This is a genomic window from Enterococcus sp. BWR-S5 (assembly GCF_016745255.1).
Classification (GTDB): domain Bacteria; phylum Bacillota; class Bacilli; order Lactobacillales; family Enterococcaceae; genus Enterococcus_L.
On the sequence record NZ_JADOEQ010000003.1, the window covers coordinates 36,806 to 63,037 of the forward strand.

Annotated in this window: 30 protein-coding genes and 1 riboswitch; of the genes, 22 read left to right on the forward strand and 8 right to left on the reverse strand. The window is 39.9% G+C overall.

What is annotated here, in order from left to right:
* Positions 1-43: 43 nt before the first annotated feature.
* From IW510_RS04895 to IW510_RS04925, 7 genes are all read left to right on the forward strand, one after another.
* Positions 44-526 (forward strand): DUF523 domain-containing protein, encoded by a 483-nt coding sequence (locus IW510_RS04895; RefSeq protein ID WP_202057498.1) that lies wholly within the window; start codon positions 44-46, stop codon positions 524-526.
* Entirely contained in the window at positions 513-1,157 is a 645-nt protein-coding gene (locus IW510_RS04900; protein ID WP_202057500.1) for an NUDIX hydrolase, read from the forward strand. Before IW510_RS04895 ends, IW510_RS04900 begins: the two co-directional genes overlap by 14 nt.
* Before the next feature lie 48 nt (positions 1,158-1,205).
* On the forward strand, positions 1,206-1,544 hold the full coding sequence (locus IW510_RS04905; protein WP_202057502.1) for a putative DNA-binding protein: 339 nt from the start codon (positions 1,206-1,208) through the stop codon (positions 1,542-1,544).
* A 6-nt stretch (positions 1,545-1,550) separates the two neighbouring features.
* The gene (gene ffh, locus IW510_RS04910; RefSeq protein WP_202057503.1) at positions 1,551-2,969 is read left to right on the forward strand and encodes a signal recognition particle protein; all 1,419 of its coding nucleotides are present in this window, start codon (positions 1,551-1,553) and stop codon (positions 2,967-2,969) included.
* A gap of 81 nt (positions 2,970-3,050) precedes the next feature.
* The gene (locus IW510_RS04915) at positions 3,051-3,830 is read left to right on the forward strand and encodes a MurR/RpiR family transcriptional regulator (RefSeq protein WP_202057504.1); all 780 of its coding nucleotides are present in this window, start codon (positions 3,051-3,053) and stop codon (positions 3,828-3,830) included.
* 164 nt (positions 3,831-3,994) lie between these two features.
* Positions 3,995-5,266 carry a PTS sugar transporter subunit IIC gene (locus IW510_RS04920; protein ID WP_202057505.1) on the forward strand — a complete coding sequence of 424 codons (1,272 nt, stop codon included), beginning with the start codon at positions 3,995-3,997 and terminating at the stop codon, positions 5,264-5,266.
* A gap of 110 nt (positions 5,267-5,376) precedes the next feature.
* A complete protein-coding gene (locus IW510_RS04925) occupies positions 5,377-6,816 on the forward strand; it encodes a glycoside hydrolase family 1 protein (protein WP_202057506.1) in 1,440 nt (479 codons plus the stop codon).
* A gap of 84 nt (positions 6,817-6,900) precedes the next feature.
* Here the strand turns inward: IW510_RS04925 and IW510_RS04930 are convergent, their stop codons facing one another.
* Positions 6,901-8,190, reverse strand: a complete 1,290-nt coding sequence (locus tag IW510_RS04930) for an MFS transporter (protein WP_202057507.1) — start codon at positions 8,188-8,190, stop codon at positions 6,901-6,903.
* A 124-nt stretch (positions 8,191-8,314) separates the two neighbouring features.
* On the opposite strand from IW510_RS04930, the gene IW510_RS04935 reads away from it, so the two are divergent.
* Complete coding sequence (locus tag IW510_RS04935; RefSeq protein ID WP_202057508.1) at positions 8,315-9,298, forward strand: helix-turn-helix domain-containing protein; 984 nt, start codon at positions 8,315-8,317, stop codon at positions 9,296-9,298.
* 105 nt (positions 9,299-9,403) lie between these two features.
* On the opposite strand, the gene IW510_RS04940 is transcribed toward IW510_RS04935, so the two are convergent.
* Genes IW510_RS04940 through IW510_RS04950 form a run of 3 tightly spaced genes read right to left on the reverse strand, consistent with a single transcriptional unit; the run spans position 9,404 to position 11,765 of the window.
* Positions 9,404-10,492: a hypothetical protein gene (locus tag IW510_RS04940; RefSeq protein ID WP_202057509.1), complete on the reverse strand. Its 1,089-nt coding sequence runs from the start codon at positions 10,490-10,492 to the stop codon at positions 9,404-9,406.
* On the reverse strand, positions 10,489-11,385 hold the full coding sequence (locus tag IW510_RS04945; RefSeq protein WP_202057511.1) for an ATP-binding cassette domain-containing protein: 897 nt from the start codon (positions 11,383-11,385) through the stop codon (positions 10,489-10,491). Before IW510_RS04945 ends, IW510_RS04940 begins: the two co-directional genes overlap by 4 nt.
* Positions 11,382-11,765 (reverse strand): GntR family transcriptional regulator, encoded by a 384-nt coding sequence (locus IW510_RS04950; RefSeq protein ID WP_202057513.1) that lies wholly within the window; start codon positions 11,763-11,765, stop codon positions 11,382-11,384. Before IW510_RS04950 ends, IW510_RS04945 begins: the two co-directional genes overlap by 4 nt.
* Positions 11,766-11,939: 174 nt before the next feature.
* On the opposite strand from IW510_RS04950, the gene IW510_RS04955 reads away from it, so the two are divergent.
* Complete coding sequence (locus IW510_RS04955; protein WP_202057515.1) at positions 11,940-12,503, forward strand: DNA-3-methyladenine glycosylase I; 564 nt, start codon at positions 11,940-11,942, stop codon at positions 12,501-12,503.
* A 176-nt stretch (positions 12,504-12,679) separates the two neighbouring features.
* Positions 12,680-12,758, forward strand: a riboswitch (Fluoride riboswitch).
* Positions 12,759-12,800: 42 nt separating this feature from the next.
* A complete protein-coding gene (locus tag IW510_RS04960; protein WP_202057517.1) occupies positions 12,801-13,985 on the forward strand; it encodes a cation:proton antiporter in 1,185 nt (394 codons plus the stop codon).
* A gap of 47 nt (positions 13,986-14,032) precedes the next feature.
* Here IW510_RS04960 and IW510_RS04965 read toward each other — a convergent pair whose 3' ends face one another.
* The gene (locus IW510_RS04965) at positions 14,033-14,587 is read right to left on the reverse strand and encodes an NADPH-dependent FMN reductase (protein ID WP_202057518.1); all 555 of its coding nucleotides are present in this window, start codon (positions 14,585-14,587) and stop codon (positions 14,033-14,035) included.
* A gap of 192 nt (positions 14,588-14,779) precedes the next feature.
* Here IW510_RS04965 and IW510_RS04970 point away from each other — a divergent pair, with 192 nt between their 5' ends.
* The 5 genes from IW510_RS04970 (at position 14,780) to IW510_RS04990 (ending at position 18,035) form a co-directional block, all read left to right on the forward strand.
* Positions 14,780-15,586 (forward strand): GNAT family N-acetyltransferase, encoded by an 807-nt coding sequence (locus IW510_RS04970; protein ID WP_202057520.1) that lies wholly within the window; start codon positions 14,780-14,782, stop codon positions 15,584-15,586.
* Between the two features lie 236 nt (positions 15,587-15,822).
* Positions 15,823-16,722, forward strand: coding sequence for a metallophosphoesterase (locus IW510_RS04975; protein ID WP_202057521.1), 900 nt, complete (start codon positions 15,823-15,825; stop codon positions 16,720-16,722).
* 148 nt (positions 16,723-16,870) lie between these two features.
* The gene (rpsP, locus tag IW510_RS04980; RefSeq protein ID WP_202057522.1) at positions 16,871-17,146 is read left to right on the forward strand and encodes a 30S ribosomal protein S16; all 276 of its coding nucleotides are present in this window, start codon (positions 16,871-16,873) and stop codon (positions 17,144-17,146) included.
* A gap of 11 nt (positions 17,147-17,157) precedes the next feature.
* Positions 17,158-17,403, forward strand: a complete 246-nt coding sequence (locus IW510_RS04985; protein ID WP_202057524.1) for a KH domain-containing protein — start codon at positions 17,158-17,160, stop codon at positions 17,401-17,403.
* Between the two features lie 86 nt (positions 17,404-17,489).
* Positions 17,490-18,035, forward strand: coding sequence for a TIGR01440 family protein (locus IW510_RS04990; RefSeq protein WP_202057526.1), 546 nt, complete (start codon positions 17,490-17,492; stop codon positions 18,033-18,035).
* A gap of 64 nt (positions 18,036-18,099) precedes the next feature.
* On the opposite strand, the gene IW510_RS04995 is transcribed toward IW510_RS04990, so the two are convergent.
* Positions 18,100-18,438, reverse strand: coding sequence for a hypothetical protein (locus IW510_RS04995; RefSeq protein WP_202057528.1), 339 nt, complete (start codon positions 18,436-18,438; stop codon positions 18,100-18,102).
* A complete protein-coding gene (locus IW510_RS05000; protein ID WP_202057914.1) occupies positions 18,404-19,738 on the reverse strand; it encodes a DUF1576 domain-containing protein in 1,335 nt (444 codons plus the stop codon). The genes IW510_RS04995 and IW510_RS05000 overlap by 35 nt, the downstream gene beginning before the upstream one ends.
* 202 nt (positions 19,739-19,940) lie before the next feature.
* Here IW510_RS05000 and IW510_RS05005 point away from each other — a divergent pair, with 202 nt between their 5' ends.
* Together IW510_RS05005 and IW510_RS05010 are read left to right on the forward strand one after the other, a co-directional pair.
* Complete coding sequence (locus IW510_RS05005) at positions 19,941-20,486, forward strand: TetR/AcrR family transcriptional regulator (protein ID WP_202057529.1); 546 nt, start codon at positions 19,941-19,943, stop codon at positions 20,484-20,486.
* 91 nt (positions 20,487-20,577) lie between these two features.
* Positions 20,578-21,072, forward strand: a complete 495-nt coding sequence (locus tag IW510_RS05010) for a type II toxin-antitoxin system death-on-curing family toxin (RefSeq protein ID WP_202057531.1) — start codon at positions 20,578-20,580, stop codon at positions 21,070-21,072.
* A gap of 57 nt (positions 21,073-21,129) precedes the next feature.
* On the opposite strand, the gene IW510_RS05015 is transcribed toward IW510_RS05010, so the two are convergent.
* Positions 21,130-21,858, reverse strand: a complete 729-nt coding sequence (locus IW510_RS05015; RefSeq protein ID WP_202057533.1) for a peptidylprolyl isomerase — start codon at positions 21,856-21,858, stop codon at positions 21,130-21,132.
* A gap of 181 nt (positions 21,859-22,039) precedes the next feature.
* On the opposite strand from IW510_RS05015, the gene IW510_RS05020 reads away from it, so the two are divergent.
* The 5 genes from IW510_RS05020 to IW510_RS05040 all read left to right on the forward strand — a co-directional run bounded on the left by IW510_RS05020 (position 22,040) and on the right by IW510_RS05040 (position 26,230).
* Positions 22,040-23,131, forward strand: coding sequence for a DUF871 domain-containing protein (locus tag IW510_RS05020; protein ID WP_202057534.1), 1,092 nt, complete (start codon positions 22,040-22,042; stop codon positions 23,129-23,131).
* 185 nt (positions 23,132-23,316) lie between these two features.
* Entirely contained in the window at positions 23,317-23,949 is a 633-nt protein-coding gene (locus tag IW510_RS05025) for an NUDIX hydrolase N-terminal domain-containing protein (protein WP_202057535.1), read from the forward strand.
* Between the two features lie 29 nt (positions 23,950-23,978).
* Positions 23,979-24,902 carry an alpha/beta hydrolase gene (locus IW510_RS05030; protein WP_202057916.1) on the forward strand — a complete coding sequence of 308 codons (924 nt, stop codon included), beginning with the start codon at positions 23,979-23,981 and terminating at the stop codon, positions 24,900-24,902.
* Between the two features lie 60 nt (positions 24,903-24,962).
* The gene (gene xerD, locus IW510_RS05035; protein ID WP_202057536.1) at positions 24,963-25,856 is read left to right on the forward strand and encodes a site-specific tyrosine recombinase XerD; all 894 of its coding nucleotides are present in this window, start codon (positions 24,963-24,965) and stop codon (positions 25,854-25,856) included.
* Between the two features lie 17 nt (positions 25,857-25,873).
* Entirely contained in the window at positions 25,874-26,230 is a 357-nt protein-coding gene (locus IW510_RS05040; protein WP_202057537.1) for a GNAT family N-acetyltransferase, read from the forward strand.
* Positions 26,231-26,232: the final 2 nt, after the last annotated feature.

Consider the following 26,232-nt stretch of genomic DNA (forward strand, 5'->3'; position numbering starts at 1 on the left):
GAAGGCTTATTATAAAGTGACGGAAGGCTGAGGAGGAGAACTAATGATAGGAATAAGCTCATGTTTGGGAGGGCTTTGCTGCCGGTATGATGGTCAGTCTAAAACGATTCCTGAATTATCTGTATTAGCTGAAGAGGGAGAAGCGTTATTGGTCTGTCCTGAGGTGTTAGGCGGTCTGCCAATTCCTAGAGCACCGGCAGAGATTATTGGCGGAGACGGCTATGATGTTTGGCAGGGAAACGCAAAAGTAATGACGATAACAGGTGAGGATGTAACAGAAGCCTTTAAACGAGGAGCGGTCATTGCCTACGAAGAGTTGAAGAATTTGGACATCTCCTGCATCGTGATGAAGGAGAATAGTCCTTCATGCGGAAGTCGTGCTATCTACGATGGCAGTTTTTCGGGGAATAAAAAATCAGGAGTTGGCGTGGCAACTGCCTATTTTTGTCAACAAGGTATCGATATTGTTTCGGAAACGCATTGGAAAACAGTGCTAAAGGAGAATAAACAGCATGGCGGAAACTGAGCGCTTAAGAATATTTAATGACAAGTATGAACCGATTGGAACAGCCAGCCGTGATGAGGTACATGCGAATGGACTATGGCATGAAACTTTTCATTGTTGGTTTTATACAATAGATAAGGATGATTTGGTTATTTATTTTCAAAAACGTTCATTGGATAAAAAAGATTTTCCCGGACAGCTGGATATTACAGCAGCCGGTCATCTTTTGGATAGTGAAGAAGTAGCTGATGGGTTTCGAGAGGTAAAGGAAGAGCTAGGCATTGATGTTTCTCAGGATGCAGCAGAAAGCTTAGGTGTTTTTATTGTAGAAATTGACTTAGAGGGATTTATCGACCATGAGTTTACTAATGTATTTTTGGTTCGAAGAGAATTGGCATCAGGAGATTTCTTTTTACAAGAGGAAGAAGTAGAAGGGCTTTTTCCAGTTCGCCTTCAACAGCTGAAGGAAATCTTTCAGGGAGTGGTTGAATCACTTACCTTGGAAGGGGTTTGTCAAAAGAACAGCGAGCAATATATTGACCACCAAACCTTTAAAAAGGTAGACTTCTGCGCGAATGCATACACCTACTATGATCGGTTAATTCATTCTTTTGAAAAAATCCTTGAAAATGAGTGGAAGACTCTTGACTAATGCAAGTGAAATCGGTAACCTAAAAGGGATTGAGATGGAGGAGAAAACATGGAAATAGAAAAAACGAACCGTATGAATGCCCTGTTTGAATTTTACTCCACATTGTTGACTGAAAAGCAGATGAATTATATGGAATTGTATTATGCGGATGACTTCTCTTTGGGAGAGATTGCTGAGGAATATGAGGTCAGTCGTCAGGCGGTCTATGATAATATTAAACGAACAGAAAAAATCATTGAAGACTATGAGAGAAAGCTTCACTTGTACTCTGACTATATTGTTCGTGGTGAGCTGCTGGACAAACTGAAAACGTACACCGCAGAGACATACCCGAAGGATGAAACACTTATCAGTTATATCGAACAAATTCAGGAAATAGAGGAATGATAGAAAATGGCATTTGAGAGCTTAACAGAACGCCTGCAGCAGGCGATGAGTAAATTACGCCGTAAAGGCAAGATATCTGAGGCAGATGTAAAAGAAATGATGAGAGAGATTCGTTTGGCTTTATTGGAAGCCGACGTCAATCTCCAAGTTGTTAAGGACTTTACGAAAAGAGTAAGAGAACGCGCGGTTGGATCTGAGGTACTGGAAAGTCTTTCTCCGGCACAACAAATCGTAAAAATCGTTGATGAAGAGCTGACTCAGACGTTGGGTTCAGAAACGGTAGAACTAACAAAATCACCGAAGATTCCAACCGTTATCATGATGGCTGGTTTGCAGGGGGCAGGTAAAACGACCTTTGCCGGTAAATTGGCCAATCAGCTGATTAAAAATGAAAAAGCACGTCCGTTAATGATTGCTGCCGATGTTTATCGTCCAGCAGCGATTGACCAGTTAAAGGTATTAGGTCAGCAGTTGGATGTACCTGTATTTGACATGGGAACAGATACCAATCCAGTTGAGATTGTGAAGCAAGGGATGGCGCTTGCAGAAGAAAAGAAAAATGACTATGTATTAATTGATACGGCGGGTCGTCTTCATATTGATGAAACATTGATGGATGAGCTGAAGCAAATCAAAGAGATTGCTCAGCCGAATGAAATCTTACTCGTTGTAGATGCTATGACAGGGCAGGATGCTGTAAATGTAGCAGACAGCTTTAACCAACAGCTGGGAATTACCGGGGTTGTTATCACAAAGCTTGATGGCGATACTCGTGGTGGTGCGGCACTGTCAATCCGTGCAGTAACCGGTGCACCGATTAAATTTATCGGTTCCGGTGAAAAACTGACTGATTTAGAGGTATTCCACCCGGATCGAATGTCCAGTCGTATTCTAGGTATGGGGGATATGCTGACGCTGATTGAAAAAGCGCAACAGGATTACGATGAGAAAAAAGCTGAAGAGCTTGCTCAAAAGATGAAGGAAAACAGCTTTGATTTCAATGATTTCATCGAGCAGATGGATCAGGTGATGGGCATGGGACCTATTGAAGACCTTCTTAAGATGATTCCGGGCATGAGTCAAATGCCGGGGCTTGAAAATGTTCAGATTGATCCAAAGGATATGGCACGTAAAAAAGCCATGGTTTTGTCTATGACGCCCGCTGAACGTGAAAATCCTGATTTACTTAACCCAAGTCGAAGACGCAGAATCGCTGCGGGTTCAGGAAATACTGTGGTTGAAGTGAACAAGATGATTAAGCAATTCAAAGAATCCAAGAAAATGATGCAGCAAATGACCAACGGAAACATGAATATTCCCGGTATGGAGCAAATGATGGGCGGCGGCATCAAAGGAAAGCTTGGCAAGATGGCAATGAACCGTATGGTCAAAAAGAACAGAAAAAAGAAGAAAAAGAAAAAATAAATTTGAGAGAGCAGCGCGGAAATGACGGAGTTTCGCTGCTCTTTTTTTGAAGGACGAGAGGCTAGAAGAGGAGGCCATGAGATGAACCTGAGGGCGAGTCGTGTGTATGTTCGTTTAACCGAATTTCTATTTAAGTGTGTCAAGCAAGACGTAAATTATACGATTGCCAAGCATTTGATTGAGCATGTAGAAACGTTTCCGGATATTTATATTGAAGAAATAGCTTATTTGTCTAACACAACTCCTGCCAGTGTGACAAAATTCTGTAAGCGTATCGGTTACAGCAGCTTCAAGGAAATGCGCACCGATATTGGAGTGTATACAGAAGAAATGTTTCTTGATGGGATTAATGTAACATCAGGAATAGAAGAAGCAATCTCAGGTTTTATTGAGCAAGACCAGCTGATTCAGAAAAAAATTTTTTCTTTATTGGATCAGGAGCAATGTCTGCGCATCGCAAATAGAATAGCAGAGATGGAAAAGCTTGCTGTTTTGGGGAATACCTATTCTTTTTCAGGTGTAAATTTGTTTAGAGAATTGTTTAGTCAACAAGGGTATACGATCTATGAAGTCAACCGTAGAGCTGCTCGAGATATACTGACATCATCTTTTAATGAGGTAGAGGCAGTATTCATCATCAGTTTAACAGCGGATTGGGTAGAGAAAAACCTAGAATTTCTGCAAACCTTCCATAAGCCTCTTTTTTTATTAACCCAGTCTGATCAATCACAATATAGTACATTATTTGAAGAAATTATTCATTTTGATCAATTTGATTTTCTTTTGTCCTCTAATTATTATTCGCAAAAAGTCATCCATTCTTGGATTATTTTGCTGTCTATCCTTTTAAAAATTGAGTAGACAGTAAAAAGTATTTAGATTGTTTATATAATGTGTGGTTTAAATCACTCACAGCATAATAAAAACCATTTTCCAATTTTGGAAAATGGTTTTTATTGTGAATAGGTATGAGAGCGCTTATATTTTAACTAAGAGGTCTCTTAAAAAAAACTAGGAGGAAGAAAATGAATAACTTAATGAACTTTGTTGAAAATAAAATAATGCCTCCGATGATGAAAGTATCCAATCAACGTCATCTGAGCGCAGTACGTGATGGATTGATTGCGACAATTCCAATTACCGTCATCGGTTCAATATTCTTGTTGATACCTTACATTCCATGGCCGCAGTCGTATGTTGATTTTATGGGAAATAATCCTGAGTTGGTCAGCAAGCTGATTCTGCCATTTAATATGAGTATGGGACTTTTATCTATTTATTCTTCTTTTGGCATTGGTTCACGTTTGGCACAAAGCTATGATATGGATAGTCTGGCCGGTGGTGTTTCAGCAATTTTTACTTTCTTTATGACATTATCCTTTACTGTAACAGAGGAAGGCTCTTTTATCAGTACGAAATATCTAGGTGGCGAAGGGATGTTTACCAGTATTTTGACAGCGATTCTGGCTGTGGAGGTTATGCGTCTTTGTAAAAAATACAACGTGGGTATTCGTCTTCCCGAGCAAGTTCCAAGTAATGTCAGCAGTAGTTTTGAAGTTTTGATACCTGTCTTCTTTTCAATGACGATTGTGTGGTTAGTTACTCATGTGATTGGTTTTAACGTGAATGAGTTGATTGCAGACATCATTACACCTCTGCTAAGCGTGTCATCCAACTCAATTGCCGCACCGTTAATGTACGTTCTGCTAACATGCTTGATGTGGTTATTTGGGATTCACCCTCAAATTTTGGCAACAGTCATGTTGCCAATCTGGTTGCTGAATTCTGAGGCCAACATGGCAGCAGCCCAAGCAGGCACAGCTATTCCCAATATCGGTGTACAGCCGTTCATCTTCACCTTTTTATGGATTGGTGGTGGCGGAGGAACACTGGCTTTATGTGGATTGATGTGCTTCTCAAAATCCAAATTTTTAAAGAAGCTAGGTCGCTTAAGTATTATCCCGGGCTTTTTCAATATCAATGAGCCTCTGTTATTCGGTTTACCGATTGTATTGAATCCAGCCTTGGCGATTCCGTTCGTACTGGCGCCTGTCGTATGTACCTTTATTACGTACTTCGCGTTCACAACAGGAATTGTTCCTGGCATGGGGTATCCATTAGCCGCTGTTTGGACGGTTCCCGGTGTCTTTGCCGGAGTAATTGCAACAGCTAGTATTCGAGGCGGTCTGCTTGTTGTATTCAACTTCCTTGTTTATCTGGTCATTTATTATCCATTTTTCAAGACCTATGAACGGAAAATGGTACAGCAGGAATTAGGAGACGAAGGGGCGAAGTAAGAGGATAGAACGAAGCATTCTCCGACTTTCTATAGACTAGAACAGTGATGCCCAAATTTAGAGGGAAAAATAAGAAATTTATTTTACAAAAAAAGTAAAGGAGCTCAACCATGAAAAAAAATCCAACAACATTTCCAGATAATTTCTTTTGGGGAGGCGCTGTGGCAGCGAATCAGCTGGAGGGTGCCTATCTTGAAGGAGGAAAAGGACTAAGTGTCGCGGATATCAATCGATTTAGAGATGATATTGATATTCGGAAAAAAGGAAACAAGGAAATTGCGACAGAAGATATTGAGTTTGCGATAAATGATAAAGAAGGCATTTATCCAAAAAGAGCGGGTATTGATTTTTACCATACGTTTAAGGAAGATTTGAAGCTTCTGGCAGGAACAGGGATGAATTCTTTCCGGACATCGATTAGCTGGGCAAGAATATTCCCCAAAGGCGATGAGCTTGAGCCGAATGAAGAAGGGTTGAAATTCTATGATGCATTGATTGACGAGATTATTGCTAACGGAATGGAGCCGTTAATTACCCTTTCTCATTATGAAATGCCGCTGTACTTGACTACGCAATACAATGGTTGGCATGACCGGAAAATGATTGATTTCTTTACCTGTTTTTCTGAAGTGCTTTTTAATCGCTATAAAGGCAAAGTCACCTATTGGATATTGGTAAATCAGATGAACTTGATTACCCATGAATCCTTCAATCATTTAGGTATTCCGTCAGATCGAGTAGAAAACCTGCTGGAGGCAAAATATCAGGGGGTGCATAATGAGTTGGTTGCCTGTGCCCGTGCGGTGAAAATTGCGAAGGAAATTGATCCTGCCTTCCAAATTGGTATGATGTCTTATTATGGCAACTCTTATCCTGCAAGCTGTAAGCCAGAGGATGTTTTGGCAGCGTTGAAAAACAATCAAATGGAATATTTCTATTCTGATGTTTTGGCTAGAGGGTATTATCCTGGCTATGCGTATCGCTTTTTTGAAGATAAAGGAATTGATATTGTTTTTGGTGAAAAGGATGAGGAAGATTTCCGTAATACGGTTGATTTTGTGACATTTTCTTATTACTACACTCGAATCATTGATGCTGAAAGTAGTAAAAAGGAAGACCCGAGCTATGCAAATCCATATTTGGAAGCCAATGACTGGGGCTGGGCTATTGACCCAATCGGTTTGCGCATCGCTTTGAACGAATATTATGATCGCTATCAGCTGCCATTGATGATTACTGAAAACGGAATGGGCTTCTATGAACAGCTGAATGAAAAAAATACAATTGAGGATGACTATCGTATTGACTTTCTTCGCCTGCATATCGAAGCGATGAAAGAAGCAATTCATGATGGCGTAGACCTGATTGGCTATTATCCATGGGGACCGATTGACTTAGTTAGCTGTTCCTCTTCTGAAATGAGCAAACGCTATGGCTTTATCTATGTTGATTTAGATGACTATGGAAAAGGAAGCGGGAAACGCTACAAGAAGAAAAGCTACGATTGGTATAAGCAAGTCGTTGATTCAAATGGGGAAGAATTAGCATAAAAAAATAAAACAGGCGAGAGAATGATTCGATGGATGATTCTCTCGCCTGTTTTAAAAAATGTCAGCATAGAGTATGTGCCATATTTATTCAGTTGTTTCGCTGATACTTTCCGCTGTGCCGACATTAGGTTCACTGAGTCGTCGGGAGAGTGCAAACGCAGCACCGCCAATGATTGCTGCAGTCAATAAGTAGATTTGCCAGCTAATGGCTATGGTCAGTGCATTTGCAATGCCGAGAAAGAATACTTGGCCGATGGGACCACCCAACAAGACAATCGTTGTAAATATTCCACTGGTAACTGCTAAACGTTCCTCATCGACTTCACGCATCATATAAGCAGACATTCGCGGATTGATCTTTCCGCTGGTATAGCCAATAAAGAAAAGACAGCCCAGCATCAGCCAAACATTTTTAATCCATAAAAAGTTCAGTGCTAAAAGAGCAAGGGACAACATTGTATAGGCTACAATTCGCAGCGTACCAATATGCTTAAAGAAATCACCGGTGATTAGAGAGCCTAGAATTGTGCCAAAGGATATCGTAATACTGATGATTGCAAGGGTGTTGCCGTAGTTTTGCAGAAGCAGCTGCGTCATTTCCAACAGGCTGATGTTCATTAGACCATCAATACAGGCTGCCAATGTGTTAACAGCTAGAGCAAAAATCATAATAGTTTTCAAAAAACGGTTACTGTACAGCAGTCCAATGGTTGTTTTTAGGCTTGAGCGGAATCCTTTGGTTGGCTTCGTTTCAGTTGTTTTCTGATTGGTATCTGGTTCTGCATTTCGCAAAATAGTTCTATGCTGTACAATTGATAGTCCCGCTAATAGTAAGGTAATTGCATTAATCAAACCAAAAAGAGAAAAATCGTAATTCAATAAAACAATGGCCCAGGCACCAAGACCTTGAAAAATGATTTGAACCAGTGTTTGTGCAGCCATTTGAAAACCCATGGCTTCATCTAGTGCCTCTTCTGGCAGCAGTCGCCGCAATAAGGGGAGCTGAAGACCGCCTCCATAAGCGCCAAGGCAATCTGAAATGATATTAATCATCAATAATACTAAGAATAAGGGGAAGGTTGCGGGCAAACGAATCAGTAAGGTTAAGCCGGCAAAGAGTACAAACTGAGCGATTCTTGAGAGAATCATCCACCCTGTTTTTTGTTTTGTCCGATCAGCAAAGTAGCCGGTCAAAATATTCAGCAGGCTGGGAACCAGCAATGCCATAGAGGCCAGTGAAACCGCCAGTGTTTTAAATGGAGTGGTACTGGCATAAATGACAAAAACAATGTTGAATAAGCTATTGCCGATACCATTCAGCAGTGCAGCATTTATTAACGCACGATACCCCTTGTTTGTTAGATATTCATTCATAAAAATACTCCTTTAAGGTGTGATTTTTAGCGGCCGACTAAATTCATTTTGTATCTTTACTATAATCGAGGTAAGATAGAATGGAGGATGAAAATCCACTATAGTGGAAAAAGGATGGTTATTTATGAAAGAAGGACAACTGTTTCGCCGGCTTAGAAAGGATCGAGGCTTAAGCTTACGGCAAGTCGCTGATGAATTGAACAGCGTTTCCTTTATCAGTAAATTTGAAAAGGGCAATTCTCATATTACAATGCATCGAATGGAGCGGCTGTTGGATAACATCAATGTAACGATTGAAGAATTTTACTATCTGCGCGCATCCAAATCTGAAATGGATATCTTTATTGGTTTTTCCAATATGTTCAGCTATATGACCGGACCGTATTTTTCTTTTTTAGAACGTATCCAAGTAATCAATAATCACTACAATCAGCATCAGCAAGATTTTGAAAAGGGAATCATCGAGATGAAGAAGCTTTCAGCTGAGCTCAATAAGGAGATTCGTTGGCAAAAATACCTGCAAATTTTTTGTCAGCTGTTGATTGAGGCTTACGAGGCAAACCTAAGTGAATCAGAGGAAGTGGACAGTAAAAAAATAGTTGAGCGTTTTCGAGTGATGAGTCGTCCGGTTGTCAGTTATCTTTATAGCGTAGAAAACTGGGGTGTATTTGAAGTGCTGCTTTTCCGTTTGTTTCAGTTTACTTTTCCGGTGGAAACGATTCATCAGCTGTTACCTACTGCCGTTTCGAGAACAGAAAAAGAGCTTGGTTTGCCTTTGATGAGGGAGATGAGAGCAAGTTTAATCTTTTCAGCCTTAGCATCATTTTTGAATTTTCGATGTTTTGAGGAAAGCAAAGAGGTAATGGCACTGCTTGAAAAAACACTGTATGATACAGAGGATTCTACCAATAGTATTTACTTGCTGTTTTTTAAAGGGTGGTACCAAATCATTACAGGTTCAGAAGAAAAAGGCATTGAAAAATGTCAACAGGCGATTTCGATTTTTCGTATTTTGAAGCAGCCGACGTTGGTAAAGCACACGGAGTATCTACTGGAAGTTATTTTACAGCACAAAGAAAACCCGAAGGAGTATATGGTGTTTGTGTAGTAAAAAGTCAAAAGGAATAAAGCAAAGCCTGAAATAGGTTAGGACGAAAATCAGTCCTTCGCCTATTTCAGGCTTTTTAAAGTTGAGGTTATTACTAGCTATAGATTACGCTTTGTTTAGCAAGTTATTGGTTAATTTAGTTTGCAACCGTATAATTTCCTTACTGAAAATGACACCTCCGGCAATAATAAATGCGAGCAGAGAGAAAAGAAAGCTTGAAGGAAATGGAGATTTATCAATACCGATAAAATTACTTCCCGAGAAAACAAAGGCAATAGGAACGTAAAAAGTTATTAAAACCAATGTAGGGAGTCGAAGGTTGTCGAAGAGCAGATAGTTCCCATTTTTTTCTAAAGATAAACGGTTGTACAAAGTATTGCCGAATATAATTAAGACTACACTTAACAAAATGAAAACAGCATATCCTTGCCAGAGCGGAACCGATTTTGTGATAAAAATGGAAAACAGGTTGGACATCAATGGCGGGTAACGTTCTGTATCATGATAAAGAGCATACTGCACAGCATGGACGAAGCCCGGAATGGAGAAATTAATGGATAAACCAAAACCAAAGATGGTCAATAATCCAAGAATTGTGTTTCCGGAAACGAGGCCGATGAAAGCACCGCAAGCAAAATAGAAAACATAGGTCAGCCAGCTTGTTCCAATCCCAAGAAGAAGCTCTGGAATGGAAAGATTCATGAATTCAGTTGGGATAGTGAAGAATAAAATAAGACTCATCAAAAGCTTACCCACTAAGACACTTAGTAATAGGGGCAGACCGATAAATAAATACTTTGCAAAATAGATGTGTTTTCTAGGAAATCCTAAGGAGAAAAGAAAGCTGTTAAAGCCGGTTTTTAAATCGACAAAAAACATAAGAAAACCAGCAGCTAAAATGATTATTGCTGCTAAAAAGTTTTCATTAAAATAGAAACTATAGTACACATTGCTATTTGGACCAGTTTCAACGAAGACCATTGATTGGTTTTCCATGTTGTATTGTGTCAGCAGCTCTGTACTGCCAGTTGCTTCAGATGCAATTGTATTGGTCGTATTTGGATGATTATATTCCTGCCAACGGTTACTGTTGTTTCGACTATCGTTGAGAAAAATACCAATAATAGCTAAGCAGCCAAACAATACAAATAGGGCATATCTTTTTTTAAAAATTTCCAATAATTGTTTATTCATTCAATTGTCTCCTTTTTTGGCATAGTGATTGTAGCGGCAGCTGCCAGTTTTAGCAAGTCCTCCAAAGAGAAAGCTGTTTCCTCTATAAAAAGAGGGGCTTCATCCATTAGCTGCTGTCTGATGGTCTCCGAGTAGTAGGGGAAGAAGACGGTCAGTGTCTTTCTTTGCTTAGTGAGTATTTGACCATGTGTACGAACCACTTCAGGTATTTTGTTTTTGGCGAACGCAAGCTGCAGTTTTTGTCCCTGAGTTCGTAAATCCTCCAGATAAACGTCATAACTGATTTCACCATTTACTAGAAAGAGGCATCGATCAACAATCGTTTCCAGCTCATTTAAGTTGTGGGAGGTAATCAGAATACTGTTTCCGTGGATCGCCATATGCTCCAAAATCACTTGAATCATTTCTTTTTTGACCATTGCATCTAAGCCGTCAAAAGGCTCGTCCAGAAAAAGATACTCGGCGTTTGAAGCAATACCCAAGATGAGCTTGAAAATACCGCGCATCCCTTTAGACAATGACCGATAGCGTGCCTGTTTATCTAGCTGAAACGTCGTGCATAGCTGGAAATAATGCTGACAGTCAAACTTAGGATAGGCGGCTTCATAAAAATGTTGAATGGTGCTTAATGAATAAGCTGAAAGGAAATCAGCCTGTTCATCTATATAAAAAAAATTTTCCTTAAGCTCCGGATGGGTAGCGATATCTTTTTCATTGATAGTGATGCTTCCTTGGTCCGGCAAGTATTGGTTTGTGAGACAGCGGAAAAGGGTTGTCTTTCCTGCTCCGTTTCTACCGATTAGACCGATGATTTCGCCTTTTTTGATTGTTAAATTAATATTGTTCAATTGCTGGTTTTGATTGATGGACTTATACATAGAGATGATTTTCATGTGTGCTCTCCTTTAATTTTTTTATAGCTGTCTTCGACCCATCGTTTCAATTCTTCAGAAGAAATATTTTGATAGTAGGCTTCAATGGTCAATTCTGAAAGTTGTCGTTGAATTTTCTCTACTGATTTTGGGTCCATTTCTGTAGTCAATGCTTTTACAAAGGTTCCTTTTCCTTTTACGGTAATGATGACATCTTGTGCTTCTAATAGTTTATAGGCCTTGCTTACGGTGTTGGGATTCATTGTCAGCTCCCGAGACATCTCTCTGACAGATAACAATTGGTCTCCGGGCTTTAAAATACCGCTGACTATTTCTTCTTTGATGCCTAGCATAAGCTGTTCATAGTAAGGCTTACCGCTGCTTTTATCGATAAAAACCATATTGTTTTCGCTCATTTCTTTAAAGTGTTTTATGTGTACTAGTATACATAGTACAGTTGTGGAAGTAAATATTTTTTTGTACAATGGGATCAAGAATGTTTCTTTGTTCCGCAGAATGGCAGAGTAGATAGACGATTAGGAGATAAAGCAAATGTTAAATGAGGAGGTCTGGAAATGGAAAAATGTGAATGGGCAAAAACAAGTGAAAATATGGAGAGCTACCATGATGAGGTATGGGGTGTACCGATTTATGAGGATCGGCTGTTATTTCGCAAGCTGGTTTTAGATATTAATCAAGCGGGCCTTAGCTGGCAAACCATCTTGAATAAATCGGCTGCGTTTGATTTGGCCTTTGACCAGTTTGAGCTTGAAGTGGTTGCTGGTTATGACGAAGAGAAAATTCAAGAGCTGCTGCAAAATGCGGGAATCATTCGTAATCGCCGCAAAATTGAAGCAGCTATTCATAACGCACAGGTTATACAAAAAGTTCAAGTCGAATGTGGCAGCTTTTCAGATTATTTATGGCAGTTTACCGATCATCAGATAGTTCATACACACAGGCATAAAAATGAAGCGATGGCTCCGACCAGTGAGCTGTCCGATACGATTAGTAAAGATATGAAGAAGCGCGGCTTTAAGTTCGTTGGCAGTACAATTATTCATGCTTACCTGCAGGCCATCGGGATTATCAATGATCATGAGATAGAATGCTTCCGATACAAGCAGCTAGGCGGATGAGCATAGGTTCGTTTTTCTTTATTGATGTGATGCGCTGAAATTATAAGGCGGGGTAAGTGCCATGTAAAGGCTGCGGCTGGCGATAAGAGGCATATTTTTTGAAGAAGGGTAGTCGTTTAGTAACAGTCAGAGGTAGATTAATGGTTGACTTTTCTGTTCTTTTTAGTAATAATAAATGAGTAATAGGGAATGAAGTTCTCCCTAGACATAGTATGTCAAAACCGCAATTATTCTGCTGATGACTTCTACCACCATTTATTTGGTGTGTAGAAGTCATCTTTTTTTGGAGGTATTTTTATGTTAATTAGTGTTGCTGTTCTTATTCTTTTAGGTTTGTTCTTAGGGCAGGTGATGAAGCGGCTGCATCTGCCTTCACTTGTTGGCTATCTTTTAACAGGAATTCTTTTAGGACCATCTGTTTTGAATGTGTTGTCTTCGGAGTTTCTGGCACTTTCGGCAGATTTTAGGGAGTTGGCATTAATCGTGATTCTGACTCGTGCCGGCTTGTCCTTGGATATTAACGAGTTAAAGAAGGTTGGTCGACCGGCGTTGCTGATGTGTTTTGTACCGGCGGTTGCGGAAATTGGGGCGACTGTTCTTTTGGCACCGGTGCTTTTTAGCTTTTCTATTTCCGAAGCCTTGCTGTTAGGAAGTATCGTTGCAGCGGTGTCGCCGGCTGTTGTGGTTCCAAGGATGCTAAAGCTGATTCAGGAGGGCTATGGTCGAGAAAAGCATATTCCTCAGATTATCTTGGCAGGAGCATCTGTCGATGATGTGTTTGTGCTGGTTCTCTTTAGTGCATTTCTAGGAATGAATCAAGGATCAGATTTTACAGCAAGTACCTTGCTTCAAATTCCAAGCTCAATTATTTCGGGTCTTTTGGTTGGGGCTGTTGTCGGCTGGCTGTTAGCCAAGCTGTTTTCAATGTACCATATGAGAGATTCTATAAAGGTATTGATTATGTTGAGTCTTTGCTTTCTTTTGATGGGGCTGGAGGATGTGCTGGCGGGTTCATTCGCTTTTTCGGGAATGTTGAGTGTAATGAGCCTAAGTTTGATGCTGTATCGATTCCGAAAGCCGGTTGCTCAAAGGTTGGCGGTTAAGTTTAATAAACTATGGTTGGCAGCAGAAATATTTTTATTCGTTCTTGTTGGAGCGAGTGTGAATATAGCATTTGCTTATTCAGCGGGCTGGAAGCCTTTCGTCTTGATTTTGTTTGTTTCAGGTGTGAGGATGCTGGGTGTTTTTCTGGCAGTCATGGGGACCAATTTGACAACAAAAGAAAGAATCTTTTGTACAATCAGTTACCTTCCTAAAGCTACCGTACAAGCAGCCATAGGAGGAATTCCGTTGGCGCTAGGTATCAATAATGGAGAAATGATTTTGACAATTGCCGTTATCTCGATACTAACAACAGCACCAATTGGGGCATTAGGGATTGATCTGCTTTATAAAAAACTTTTATCAAAAGATACTGCTTAAATAAAAAAACTCGACGGCCAAGTAATTGGCTGTCGAGTTTTTGGTTACTATTGATAGTTTGCTTCCGCAAATTTGATGAAGGCATCAACGATGACTTGAAGGAAGTTGCGTGTTCCTTCAACAATTCCGCCATTTTCGTCAATTAAGTTTGCAATATTACCGATATAGGCTTCCGGCTGTTGTAATGTAGGAACATTCAGGAAAACCAGAGATTGCCTTAAATGATGATTTGCACCGAAGCCGCTGATAGCACCTGGAGAAACACTGACGACTAGTCCCGGCTTCTTATCCCAGACACTTTGTCCATATGGACGAGAGCCGACATCTAAAGCATTTTTCAATACTGCTGGAACGGAACGGTTATATTCAGGCGTAAAGAATGCAACGGCATCCAGAGCCTTTACCTGTTCTCTAAAAGCTGTCCAAGCCGCAGTAGGTGTTCCTTCATCATCCAAATCCTGATTATATATTTCTAAAGGAGCTAAATCGACAAACACAGCTTCGTAATTTTCCGGTAATAGCTCAGCCAGTGCTTTAGCCACCTTTTTATTATAAGAATCCTTTCTTAAACTACCGACAAAGAAGCCAATTTTTTTTGTCATAACTATTTCCTCCATTCTGCTTGATATTCTATCTCCATCATAGGCTTCAAGCAAAATAAATGCAAGAAATACGCTATTCATTCGGCATTGTATTCCTCAGTTTGTTCGAGTATAATCAAGGAAACTGACCGATGAATGCGGACACATTTTTAAAAGGGTGTCGCGTATTAAAAAGAAAAAGGGGAGTAGCGTTTGAAAAAATTTGATTGGAAAAAAGTATTAACAGATGAAGAAAAGAAACAAATTCTTACACTGAAAAAGGAAAATGAAGCAAAGCTATCGATGAATTATAAGCTGGATTTAGGCTTTACCGATGGAGAAAAAGGGTATGCCAAGCATTTGCTTTATTGGAAAGACGGCGAGCTTGCAGGATATGGCTGGGCAACAAGTTTTGACCCATCTGAGCTTGAGTTGACACTTATTTTGTTCGATAGCAAAACGGATTTGTCTACAATGCTGACTGAGATACATCGCTATGCAGATGAGCATAAGGTGACAAGCGTGGTACTAATCGCTGATGAAGCAGATGAGACTTCAGCTGATCAATTTAGGGAAATGGGTATTGAGAAACAATTTTCTGAGTACTATATGCTGCTAAATATGGATTGGGTAGAAGGAACAGAAGCAACAGCTATTGAGCTGGTTTCTCCAAGCTCAGTTGATTTGCCGAAGCTTGAGCAATTATTGGGCGGTCGTCCGATTGAAGAAGATTTAGCCAATACCTATGTCTATAAAGAGAATGAACAGCTGTTGGCTTGTATTCGACTGGAAGAGACGACTGGCGAATGGGGAATCTTTGGTTTTGTTGTTCAAGAAGGCCAACGTGGAAAAGGACTTGGCAGAAAGGTACTTACCGCCTCCATTGGGCTTATATTGGAGCGTGCTCCTGAAAGCATCTATCTGGAAGTTGAGACAGACAACCAGCCAGCGTATCATTTATACCAAAGCATTGGGTTTGATGTTAGAAATCAGTATGATTACTATAACTTGAGTAAATAATAATAGCCGAACAAAAAAGAGTGAAGCGTGGAGCTTGCTCTTTTTTGTTCGGCTAAGGCAATAAGTTGCCCCTGCCAAGGTAGGACTACTATATCACAAGTCGTTCGTATCAGGCAATGATAGTTGTCAGGATATTTCGATTCATTTTTGGTTGAAAGAAATGCTCTAATAAATCAGTTCTTTTTCATTTCATTATTGTTGACTTAAGGTATACTTATAGTTTGGAGGAATCAATTATGGGCAAGTTAGCAATCATTAGTGATTTACATGTTGATATTAATCAGTTTAGTGAACAAGAGCTGTTATTGTTGATAGATGTATTGAAAGAAAAACAAGTCACACACCTTCATTTGGCGGGAGATACCGCCAATCATGTACCACGTGTGCTTGAAACACTTGATTTTATTCGTAGTCACCATATACCTGTTACTTATAATTTCGGCAATCATGAAATGCCGAGTCTTGATAAAGCAGAAGAAATTGAAAGTTATCCGGACGCTTCTTTCTTGAATCAGCGGACATTTGAGCTAAACAATCAGCTGGTTTTGCTGGCCTTCAATGGCTGGTACGACTATAGTTTTTCAGATGAAACAGATAATAAAAAGATTCTTGCTGCGAAAAATCTCTACTGGTATGACCGCTTCATTCATCGTGGCGAGTCTGATCCGGTAATCAATCAGGAGATTCTTGATCGATTAAAGCTTGTATTAGATAATCTGGCAAGAGAGAGCAAGCAAGTAGTTATTGCTACACATTTCGTGCCAAAACAGTCCTTTATTGTTTATCAAAAAGGCAAGTACAAGCGTTGGAACGAGTTGAATGCTTTTTTGGGCGCTGCAAAAACCGGCGAGCTGTTGGATCAGTATACGAATATTCAACAAGTGGTCTTTGGACATACACACCGTCGCTTTGAAAATCAAATCATTAATGGAACCATCTATAGCTGTCATCCTTTTGGCTACTATTTTGAATGGCAGCTTACTCGCGAGTTCATTTTGACACAGAGGTTGGCGGAGCAGTTCAATCCCATGAAGGTTAGGGGCATATTAAAGACACATAGAGAAGCTTTTCAGGAGTATCGCTTGCAGCATTTGAAGGAAGAGTTTTCAAAAGGTGTGACGATTATTGATTATTAGCTGAAAAGAGCTAATAATACAAGCGGCTAATAAAAAGAGGATGCTTTGTTCATTTTTTTAGAGGGTGTCAAGAAAAAACTCTTTACAGCCTGTGAGTAATCTGGTAAACTAGCATTTGTGATTAAGTTATATGGAGGTGTAATTAAAAATGGCAGTTAAAATTCGTTTAAAACGTATGGGTTCTAAAAAGAAACCTTTTTACCGTATTGTAGTAGCTGATTCACGTTCTCCTCGTGATGGACGTTTCATCGAAACTGTAGGAACTTACAATCCTTTGAAAGATCCTGCGGAAGTAGTTTTAAAAGAAGATTTAGTGTTGAACTGGTTATCTAAAGGTGCTCAACCTTCTGATACTGTTCGTAACATCCTTTCAAAAGAAGGCTTGATGCAAAAACATCATGAAGCTAAATTCGTAAAGAAATAGGGTGATTGATTATGACTGATGTAAAAGAGTTAGTATTGACGATTGTTCGTCCGTTAGTTAGTCATCCGGAGGCTGTTTCTTTGGAAATCGAAGAGTCTGACAGCTTCCTAGAATACAATTTGACTGTGTCACAGGAAGATATTGGACGGGTCATTGGGAAACAAGGTCGAGTAGCGAAAGCCATTCGTACTATCGTTTACAGTGTTCGTACAGATGGACCTAAAAAGGTTCGTTTGAATATCCTTGATGGACAATAGAAGAATGTTGAACCGGCAAAACAATTGTTTTGCTGGTTTTTTGTATACCATTCAGCGATAATGAAAGCGTGAAGGAGGAGAAAACGATGGAAGAAATCAATACATATAGGCAACAGCTGGTCACTGCGCTTATAGATTATTTTGGCCAAAATCGTTTGCAGGAGGGAGCGGTGTTTGTCCTAGGGTGCAGTACCAGTGAAATTATTGGTCAACGGATTGGCAGTCACTCTACTCTGTCTGTAGGGGAAATGGTGATTGAGACGTTGCAGGAGCTATTGAGTGAGAAAAAACTCTTTTTGGCGGTTCAGGGCTGTGAACATATAAACAGATCGTTAGTCATTGAACGTGAAGCTGCAGAACGCTTTGGGTTTGAAATCGTGACGGTTATTCCTTCATTACAAGCAGGAGGTGCAGCTGCGACAGCCGCTTTCCAGACATTTTCTGATCCGGTGGTAGTGGAGCATATTGTGGCGGCGGGGGGAATAGATATAGGGGATACATCAATCGGTATGCATGTAAAGCATGTGCAAATCCCTGTCAGAACGAGCATCAAAGAGATTGGTGCAGCACATACAACCTTCTTGACCTCGCGACCAAAGCTGATAGGTGGTCCGAGGGCAGTATACGCATAGTTTTTTTCAGTCAACAGAAAAAAAATCTGGAAAGCAGAATAATGCTTCCCGGATTTTTTAGCATTTAGCGTTTTCTAAACACTTTAATATCAAAAATTGATGAATCAAAGGTGATTTCAGCTTCATCGATCATCAATCCAAGCAGATGATAGTCTTCTTCTTCATGATGGGTGATTCCTAACAGCTCATCATAATAAGACTCAATACTTGGGTCCCTTGGTGTGTTCAAAAGCTCCAGTAAATGGAGAACATCAGAGGGTTCTTCATCGATTTTTCCCTGCATTTCAATATAAAATCCTTCTTCAACAAAATCCAAACCGATTCGAATATCTTCTATATCATTGGAAAAGAAGTAGGTCAGCAGTTCGTCAATAATTCTTTTTGCTTTTTCTCTTTCCTGCATTCTGTTTCACCTTTCTAATTTGAAAAATATTATCAAGCAGCGGCACCATGATTGCTGCAACAAATCCTGTAGAGAAGCCATTATTATAGAGGTTCAAGCCGCCATGCAGAAAACTGACATTTGTGACTAGAGCCATATGGAAAAATCCTGCAATCACACCATAAACCGGCCCATAAAATCCCGCAATAGGTGCCAAGCTGGTACCGAAGATACCTGTCATGACAACAACCGTCTGGTCAACCTGAAAGACAGAAGAAAACTTGGCTGTAAGAAAAATGCCAACTAACAGCGGAAAGCTGTTCAGCGGATGATTCCCAAACGCACTAAAGCCAACAGCCGAGAGGATAGCACCCAGAATCGGTCCGTTTAGCGTTCCTTTACTAATTAAGACATAGGCGATGAGCAGATAACCCATCATGGCCATGTTCATCAAGGTTGGTCCAACGGATGTAATAGATATGAAATCCGTCACCAGTTTCCCTGAGGTTTTACTGATTGCTTTTAATCCTTTGAAAGAAAAGTGATTTAAAATAAAGCCTGTACCGAACATTAGTGTAAACAGAAATAGGAGAAAAATCAATAGTTTTCCATGGGCTGTTGTAGATACAAGGTTCTGGGTCTCCACTTGTTTGTCAAACATCCTTAAACAGCTGGTAAACAGCATAGCAATTAAGCCGGAAGTGAACCCGATGTTGTAAAGTGAAAAACCTTGATGGAAAATTAGAACATGAGAGGCCAGTGGAGGTAAAATCATACCTAAAAAGATGCCAATCGTGTAACTTAACGGGATTGCGATAATTAATGGAAGTGATAAGCCGAATGTAATGTAGCTAATAATCGGAGAGAGCGCACTGCCGAATAAGCTAACTACAATGACAGAAGAAAAAGGCTTTTTTGTAATTCTGCAGTAAAGATAGCCGCCAATTATGATGGGAATTGAATTATAGAGGTTTTTCCCAAAAAAAGAGCAGCCGGAAACGGTAAAAAGAGCAGCGATTACCGGTCCGGTAATTAAAAGCTTGTGTCTTTTAGTCAGCAAAACGCTCGCCAGCGTCAATACGCCGCTATTGAAGAAAGCGCTGTTAAAAGAACCCAATCGAATATAGTCAGTCAGCAAATGACTGGGAGAGGTCAGTATATTGAATGTTCCGGTCAGTAGTTGAGAAAGAGGACCGCTGAATAGCCCAATAAGAATCAATAAGATCGAATAAGAAATTAGAAGTATGTAAGACAGCTCGCCGTTCTTTTCTCGAAACTTTTCCTTCTCAGTGTGAAGTAGTGTGATACTTTCGTTTTTTATCTCCAAAAAATCCCCCCTTTTATCGTCTATATACTGTTAATATACCTATAATTAGTGTGTAAGGTCAATAAAAATCAGTGAAATTATCATGTTTTTTAATGATTTTCACAATTATTGATAGAACCGCAACGATGGAACAGTGTAAAATGAATATAAACGAACATCAGGAAATGGAGTATTTCATCACCGGAAAGGACAAAGAATGGTAAGAAGAAAAGTGTACACAAAAGATCAGATTTTGAAAGCTTCTTATAGTATTATCTTGAAAGAAGGATTTTCCGGCATAACCGCCAGAAATGTCGCGGACAAGATGGGAATTTCTACACAGCCAATTTATTTAGAATTCAAAAATATGGAAGACTTGAAAGTTTCTTTACTATTACTGATATATGATGAGTTGGAAAACGAATACTATAACAGACAGCCTACAGGAGATCCTGTTATTGATATGGGCTTAAATATCATTGAATTTGCGAAGAAGGATCGTAAGCTATTTATGTATATGTATATCGACCCCCATGGGTATGGGGATATGCTTCGAGACTTGTCTTATGAGGGATTAATAAAGAAGTTGCAGCTAATTGGAAAATATCAAGGCGTGTCCAACGAGGTATTGGCAGATATCTATGAAAAAATTTGGATAACAGCTGCTGGGATAGCAACCTTACTTGCTACGGAAACCATTATTATGACAACGGCAGAAATTAATGAAACGTTGGAAGAATCGATTCAGAAGCATTTTCTATAAGAGAAGGAATAGAGGCTGTTAACCGTGAATAATCTATCTGATTGTTCTGGTTAACAGCGTTTTTTTATTAAGTATATGAAAGGATATCGGAATGAAGCAATTGAATGAAGAAGTACTCATCAAGATTAATGAGTTCTGTCAAAAAAAGACAGAAGCGCAAGTGACCTCCATGTACGGAGTAAGAGATAAGGGGGGCTTGATAAGCCTTGCTGCTTCTGTTGAGCAAAGCGTGTTTGGCGTAGATGTTTACCCAACGATAACTAGTAAGGCGGCGTTTCTATGGCGTGGGATTACAAACTACCATTGCTTTTATAATGGAAACAAACGAACAGGTCTTGTTACAGCGTATGTATTTCTAGTGATGAATGGATTTAGACTGACTATCACAAAGCAGGCTTTTTATGATGCAGCAATAGCAATCGCAGCTGGAAAAATGGCAGATGAAGCAATTGAGGATTTGCTGGCGAAATCGGTTGAAAAGGATAAACGTTTAGTAGATGTAGAGGAGCTTTCCGATTTGCTGGAGACTATCTATCAACAAGACGCAGAGCTTAGAACAGTAGTTGAAGAGTTATCCCTGACTTAAGCATAAATAAAGTGCTCTAACAGCCGTATTACCAACTGTTAGAGCACTTTTTATGTGTTATTTCGCTTCCTGCAGGATATTAATTTTTTCAATCTTAATATCTTTTTTAGGTTTATCGTTTTCATCTGTTTCTGCTTCTGCAATTTTATCTACGATATCCATCCCTTTGACAACTTGCCCAAAGACTGTATGTGCACCGTCTAAGTGAGGTGTGCCGCCATTTTTATAAGCATCAATGATAGCCATTGGGTATTCGTTTTTCAAAAGTCCGTCAGATACATCATCAGAGTTCTGCACGATAAAGAATTGGCTGCCATTCGTACCTGGTCCGGCATTGGCCATTGAAAGCGCACCGCGAAGGTTATACAGCTGATTGCTGATTTCATCTTCAAAGGGTTCGCCCCAAATACTTTCGCCGCCTGTACCATTTCCTTCGGGGTCACCGCCCTGAATCATGAAATTATTGATTACACGATGGAATGCAAGACCATCATAATAGCCGTCTTTTGCATGTGTAATAAAATTTTCTACTGTTTTTGGTGCAATTTCAGGGAACAGTTTAATTTCAATGCTTCCCTCAGTTGTAACCATCTCAATCAAATCTTCGTTGTCAGCCACTTCAGCTTCTAACTGAGGAAGCTCCAATGCATTCAGGTCAACAGACTCCTCTGTGGAAGGTTTTGTAGTGTTTGATGAGCTTGAAGAACTATTATCTCCACAAGCTGCAAGTAAAACTACTGCAGCAGATAATGCAAAAATAGAGGTTCCGATTTTTTTTAATTTCATATAAATAATACGCTCCTTTGATTTAATCATCCTTGTCTATGATAACAAAACATCTGACCAACTGCTAGTCTATTTCTAACAATTTTGAAAAATGAAAGGTGTAGACCATTTTACAGCCTTCTGTTATAATAAATTTTGACTTAGATTGTCAATAAAGACGAAAACTTAGGAGGCAACACAAATGGGAAAATTAGGGATTTCTATTTATCCTGAACGCTCAACATTTGAAAAAGATAAGGCATATTTGGATTTAGCACATAAGTACGGGTACAAACGCGTATTTACAAGCTTACTTCAAATTGAAGACGACAAAGAAAAGGTTCTTGCAGAATTCAAGCAAGTAGTTGATTATGCAAACAGCCTGGACATGGAAGTGATGGTGGATATCAACCCGGCATTATTCACGCAGCTGGACATTTCTTATGACGACTTATCCTTCTTCCATGAAATGGGTGCTTATGGTGTCCGTCTGGATATTGGCTTTACTGGTAGCGAAGAAGCAAAAATGACAAGAAACCCTTATGGTATCAAGATAGAAATCAACATGAGTACCGGAACAAGCTATGTAGATAATATTATGAGTTATTCACCAAATACGAATAACCTTTTAGGCTCTCATAACTTCTATCCGCATCGTTACTCTGGGTTAGGCTACGATCATTTCGTTTACTGCTCTGAAAAATTCAGAAAATATAATATCAATACTATGGCCTTTGTTAATTCACAAACTGCCGAATTTGGTCCTTGGCCAACATCTGACGGTCTTTGTTCTTTAGAAGACCATCGTGATTTGGAAATTGCAACACAAGTGAAGCACCTTGTATTAACCGGCTTGATTGATGACGTGCTGATTGGTAACGCCTACGCTTCTGAAGAGGAGCTGAAAGCAATGGCTGACGCGTTTAATGCCGATTATCCAACATTAAAAGTAGATGTAGAAGAAGGCATCACAGAAAACGAACGCGTATGTCTTTTCGATAACCTGCATAGCTATCGTGGTGACCGCTCTGAGTATATGCTCCGCTCAACAATGACACGAGTGTATTACAAAGACAAAGAGTTTCCTGCACACAATACATGTGACATTGTAAAAGGTGATGTATTAATTGACAATGTCGGCTATGGACAATATAAAGGCGAAACACAAATTGCGCTAAAAGAAATGAAGAATGACGGACGTGTAAATGTTGTCGGTCGAATTTCAGAAGACGAGCTGTTCCTTCTGGACTTCTTACGACCATGGTCAAGCTTCAAATTAATCGAAAATAAATAATTTATGTACGTCCTGTGAAGGTTTTTTCATCCTTATGCAGGTGCATAAGCTTCCGGCTGTTCAAACTTTCTGATCAGCCGGTTTTTCTTGCTGTTTTCGTTGATTTCTGCCTTATGCTTGAGAAAAAAAGACTTTTTTCAGGACAAGTGGTAAAATATACTGATGACATGAATGGAGTGGTGATAATGGAGAAGGAGCTCGCTGTTTTGATAGCTAAGTTGCAAGGCATTGCTCAAACAGGTAAGACATATGCAAAAGACCCTTATGATTTGGAACGGTACGATGAGCTGAAGCAAATCACCGGTCAATTAGCTAAGCTGCTGTATCCAACAATTCCAGACGATCGATTGACTGTCTATCTTTCAGCAGATGATGGCTATGCGACACCAAAGGTCGATATTCGGGCAGTGATTTTTGATCAACAAGATCGGTTATTGCTAGTTCAGGAAAAAAGTGATGCTCGCTGGGCTTTACCAGGCGGTTGGGCTGATATTGGTTATTCTCCTATGGAAATCGCAGAAAAGGAAACATTTGAAGAAGCTGGAATTCAGGTTACGGGAGATCGCTTGATTGCTGTTAGAGACAAAGCGAAGCGTGATTATCCGCCAGCGTTAATATATACATATAAGCTCTTTATTTCTTGTCTGTTTGTCGAGGGAGAACTGACTTCAGGGTTGGAAACCTCCGATGTGCGCTTTTTCTCAAGAGCAGATGTTCAGAAACTAGCGCTTTCAGAAGAGCGAAACACTTATGCGGACATAGAGATGCTATTTGAGGATCATTTTTCACCGCACAAAGAAAGAATAAACTGTGACTAAATAAAGTATAGGGGTTGAAACGAAAGAAGATGTGGAAAAAAGTGATGATTGGTGTCTTACTTCTTATAGCCGTAATATTATTTGGTGCAGGCATGTATTTCTACAATTATGCCGTTGTACCGTCAAAAAAATCATTTATTGAAGAGGGAACTTCAGGAACCGATGTGACCGTTTCTCCGGAAGAAACTTGGTTTAAGGACGAGGCAAACCGAGAGACTTGGCAGTTGACTTCTGAGGATGACTTGAAGCTTCAGGCTATTTATATCGCTGCCGAAGGTCAAACGGATAAAACCGCAATTTTGGCTCATGGTTATATGGGCTCAGCGGAAACTATGGGCAAGTATGCCAAAATGTATCATGATTGGGGCTACAACGTTCTGGTACCGGATGCACGTGGTCATGGTGAAAGCGAAGGGAACTATATTGGCTTCGGTTGGCCTGAACGCAAGGATTATCTTCAGTGGATTGATAAGGTGATTGATGCAAACGGACAAGACGAGCAAATTACGTTATTTGGTATTAGTATGGGTGCTGCGACAGTTATGATGACCAGCGGCGAAAACCTGCCGGAGAATGTTAAAGCAATTGTTGAAGATTGTGGGTATACTTCAGCAAAAGACGAGCTGGCGTATCAGCTGAAGGATATGTTTAACTTACCTGAATTTCCGCTTATTTATGTCACAAGCGGTATTACAAAGATAAGGGCAGGCTACTTTTTTGGAGAGGCAAGTGCGATTAAGCAGCTGAAAAAAAATAAAACACCGATGATGTTCATCCATGGTGATGCCGATGATTTTGTCCCATTTTATATGTTGGATGAAGTCTATGAAGCGACGGATGTACCTAAAGATAAGTATGTTGTTGCAAAGGCGAAGCATGGGGAAGCCTATAAAAAAGACCCCGAAATGTATGAACAACGAGTTTCAGAGTTTTTGACAAAGTATATTGATTAAAAGTAGTTTTTTAGAAAACGAATAGATAAGAGAAAATCAAACAAGAAATGAGGAACACGGATGGATGAGGACATCAAGGAATATTTGCATTATTTACAAATAGAGCGAGGGTTGTCCTTAAACACAAGAAAAAGTTATGAAAGAGACCTGACCAAATATGTCAACTTTCTAAAGGAACAGGTAAAGGTAGAAAAATGGGAACAGGTGGATCGATTTGTTGTCATGGAATTTTTGCAGAAGCTTCATGAGGAGAAGAGTTCGTCCGCTTCTGTGATTCGAATGATTTCTACCTTAAGAGGGTATCACCAGTTTTTACGTCAGGAGAGAAAGACTGAGCATGATCCGATGCAGCATATTGACTCTCCCAAAAAGGCGCAGAAGCTTCCGGATACGTTGTCTGTTGAAGAAGTTACACTGCTTATTGAAACGCCGGATATTTCTACGCCTCTAGGTATTAGAAATCGTGCGATTCTTGAAGTGATGTATGCCACTGGGCTGCGTGTGACTGAACTGATTGAATTAAAAATGCGGGATCTTCACTTATCCATTGGGTTACTTCAAACGATTGGAAAAGGAGAGAAGGAAAGAATTATTCCTTTGGGAGACCATGCGATTTATTGGATAGAAAAATATTTGGAGGAAGGTCGGCCAAACCTTGTGAAGCCATCTGCGGATATCCCTCAGCTTTTCGTTAATCATCATGGTCGTTCCTTATCTAGACAGGGTATCTGGAAAAACTTGAAGCAGATTGTACAGGAGGCTGGTATTCAGAAGAACATTACCCCGCATACATTAAGACACAGCTTTGCAACTCATTTATTGGAAAATGGGGCAGACTTAAGAATCGTCCAAGAATTACTGGGGCATGCTGATATTTCCACTACACAAATCTATACCCATATCACTAAGAAACGAATGGCCGATGTCTATAAAAAGCATTTTCCAAGAGCTTAGAAAGGGAAGAGAAGAACATGCTGATAGCCTATCGAAAGGAACACCAGAAAATTGCAGTTGGACTTCTTAGTTTTCATGATAAAATGGAAAAGTATCATTCTTTACTTAATGAAATAGATATGTACGAGCAGAAAGAAGAACTTGCTCTGTTCTTTTGGATTCCTGCGCAGGGAGAGAACATCCAAGGCCTGCTGGGAATTGAGTATCTATCGAGCAGTCGGCTTATTCTGCACGATATCAGTCTTAACCCGTCCTTTAGAGGGGAAGGCTTAGGCTTTCACGTATTGGATGAGTTAAAAGAGAAATATACCGATGCTGAGATAATCGGCACATCAGCAACAAATGATTATCTGGAAAAATGGCGTCAGCTCTAAAT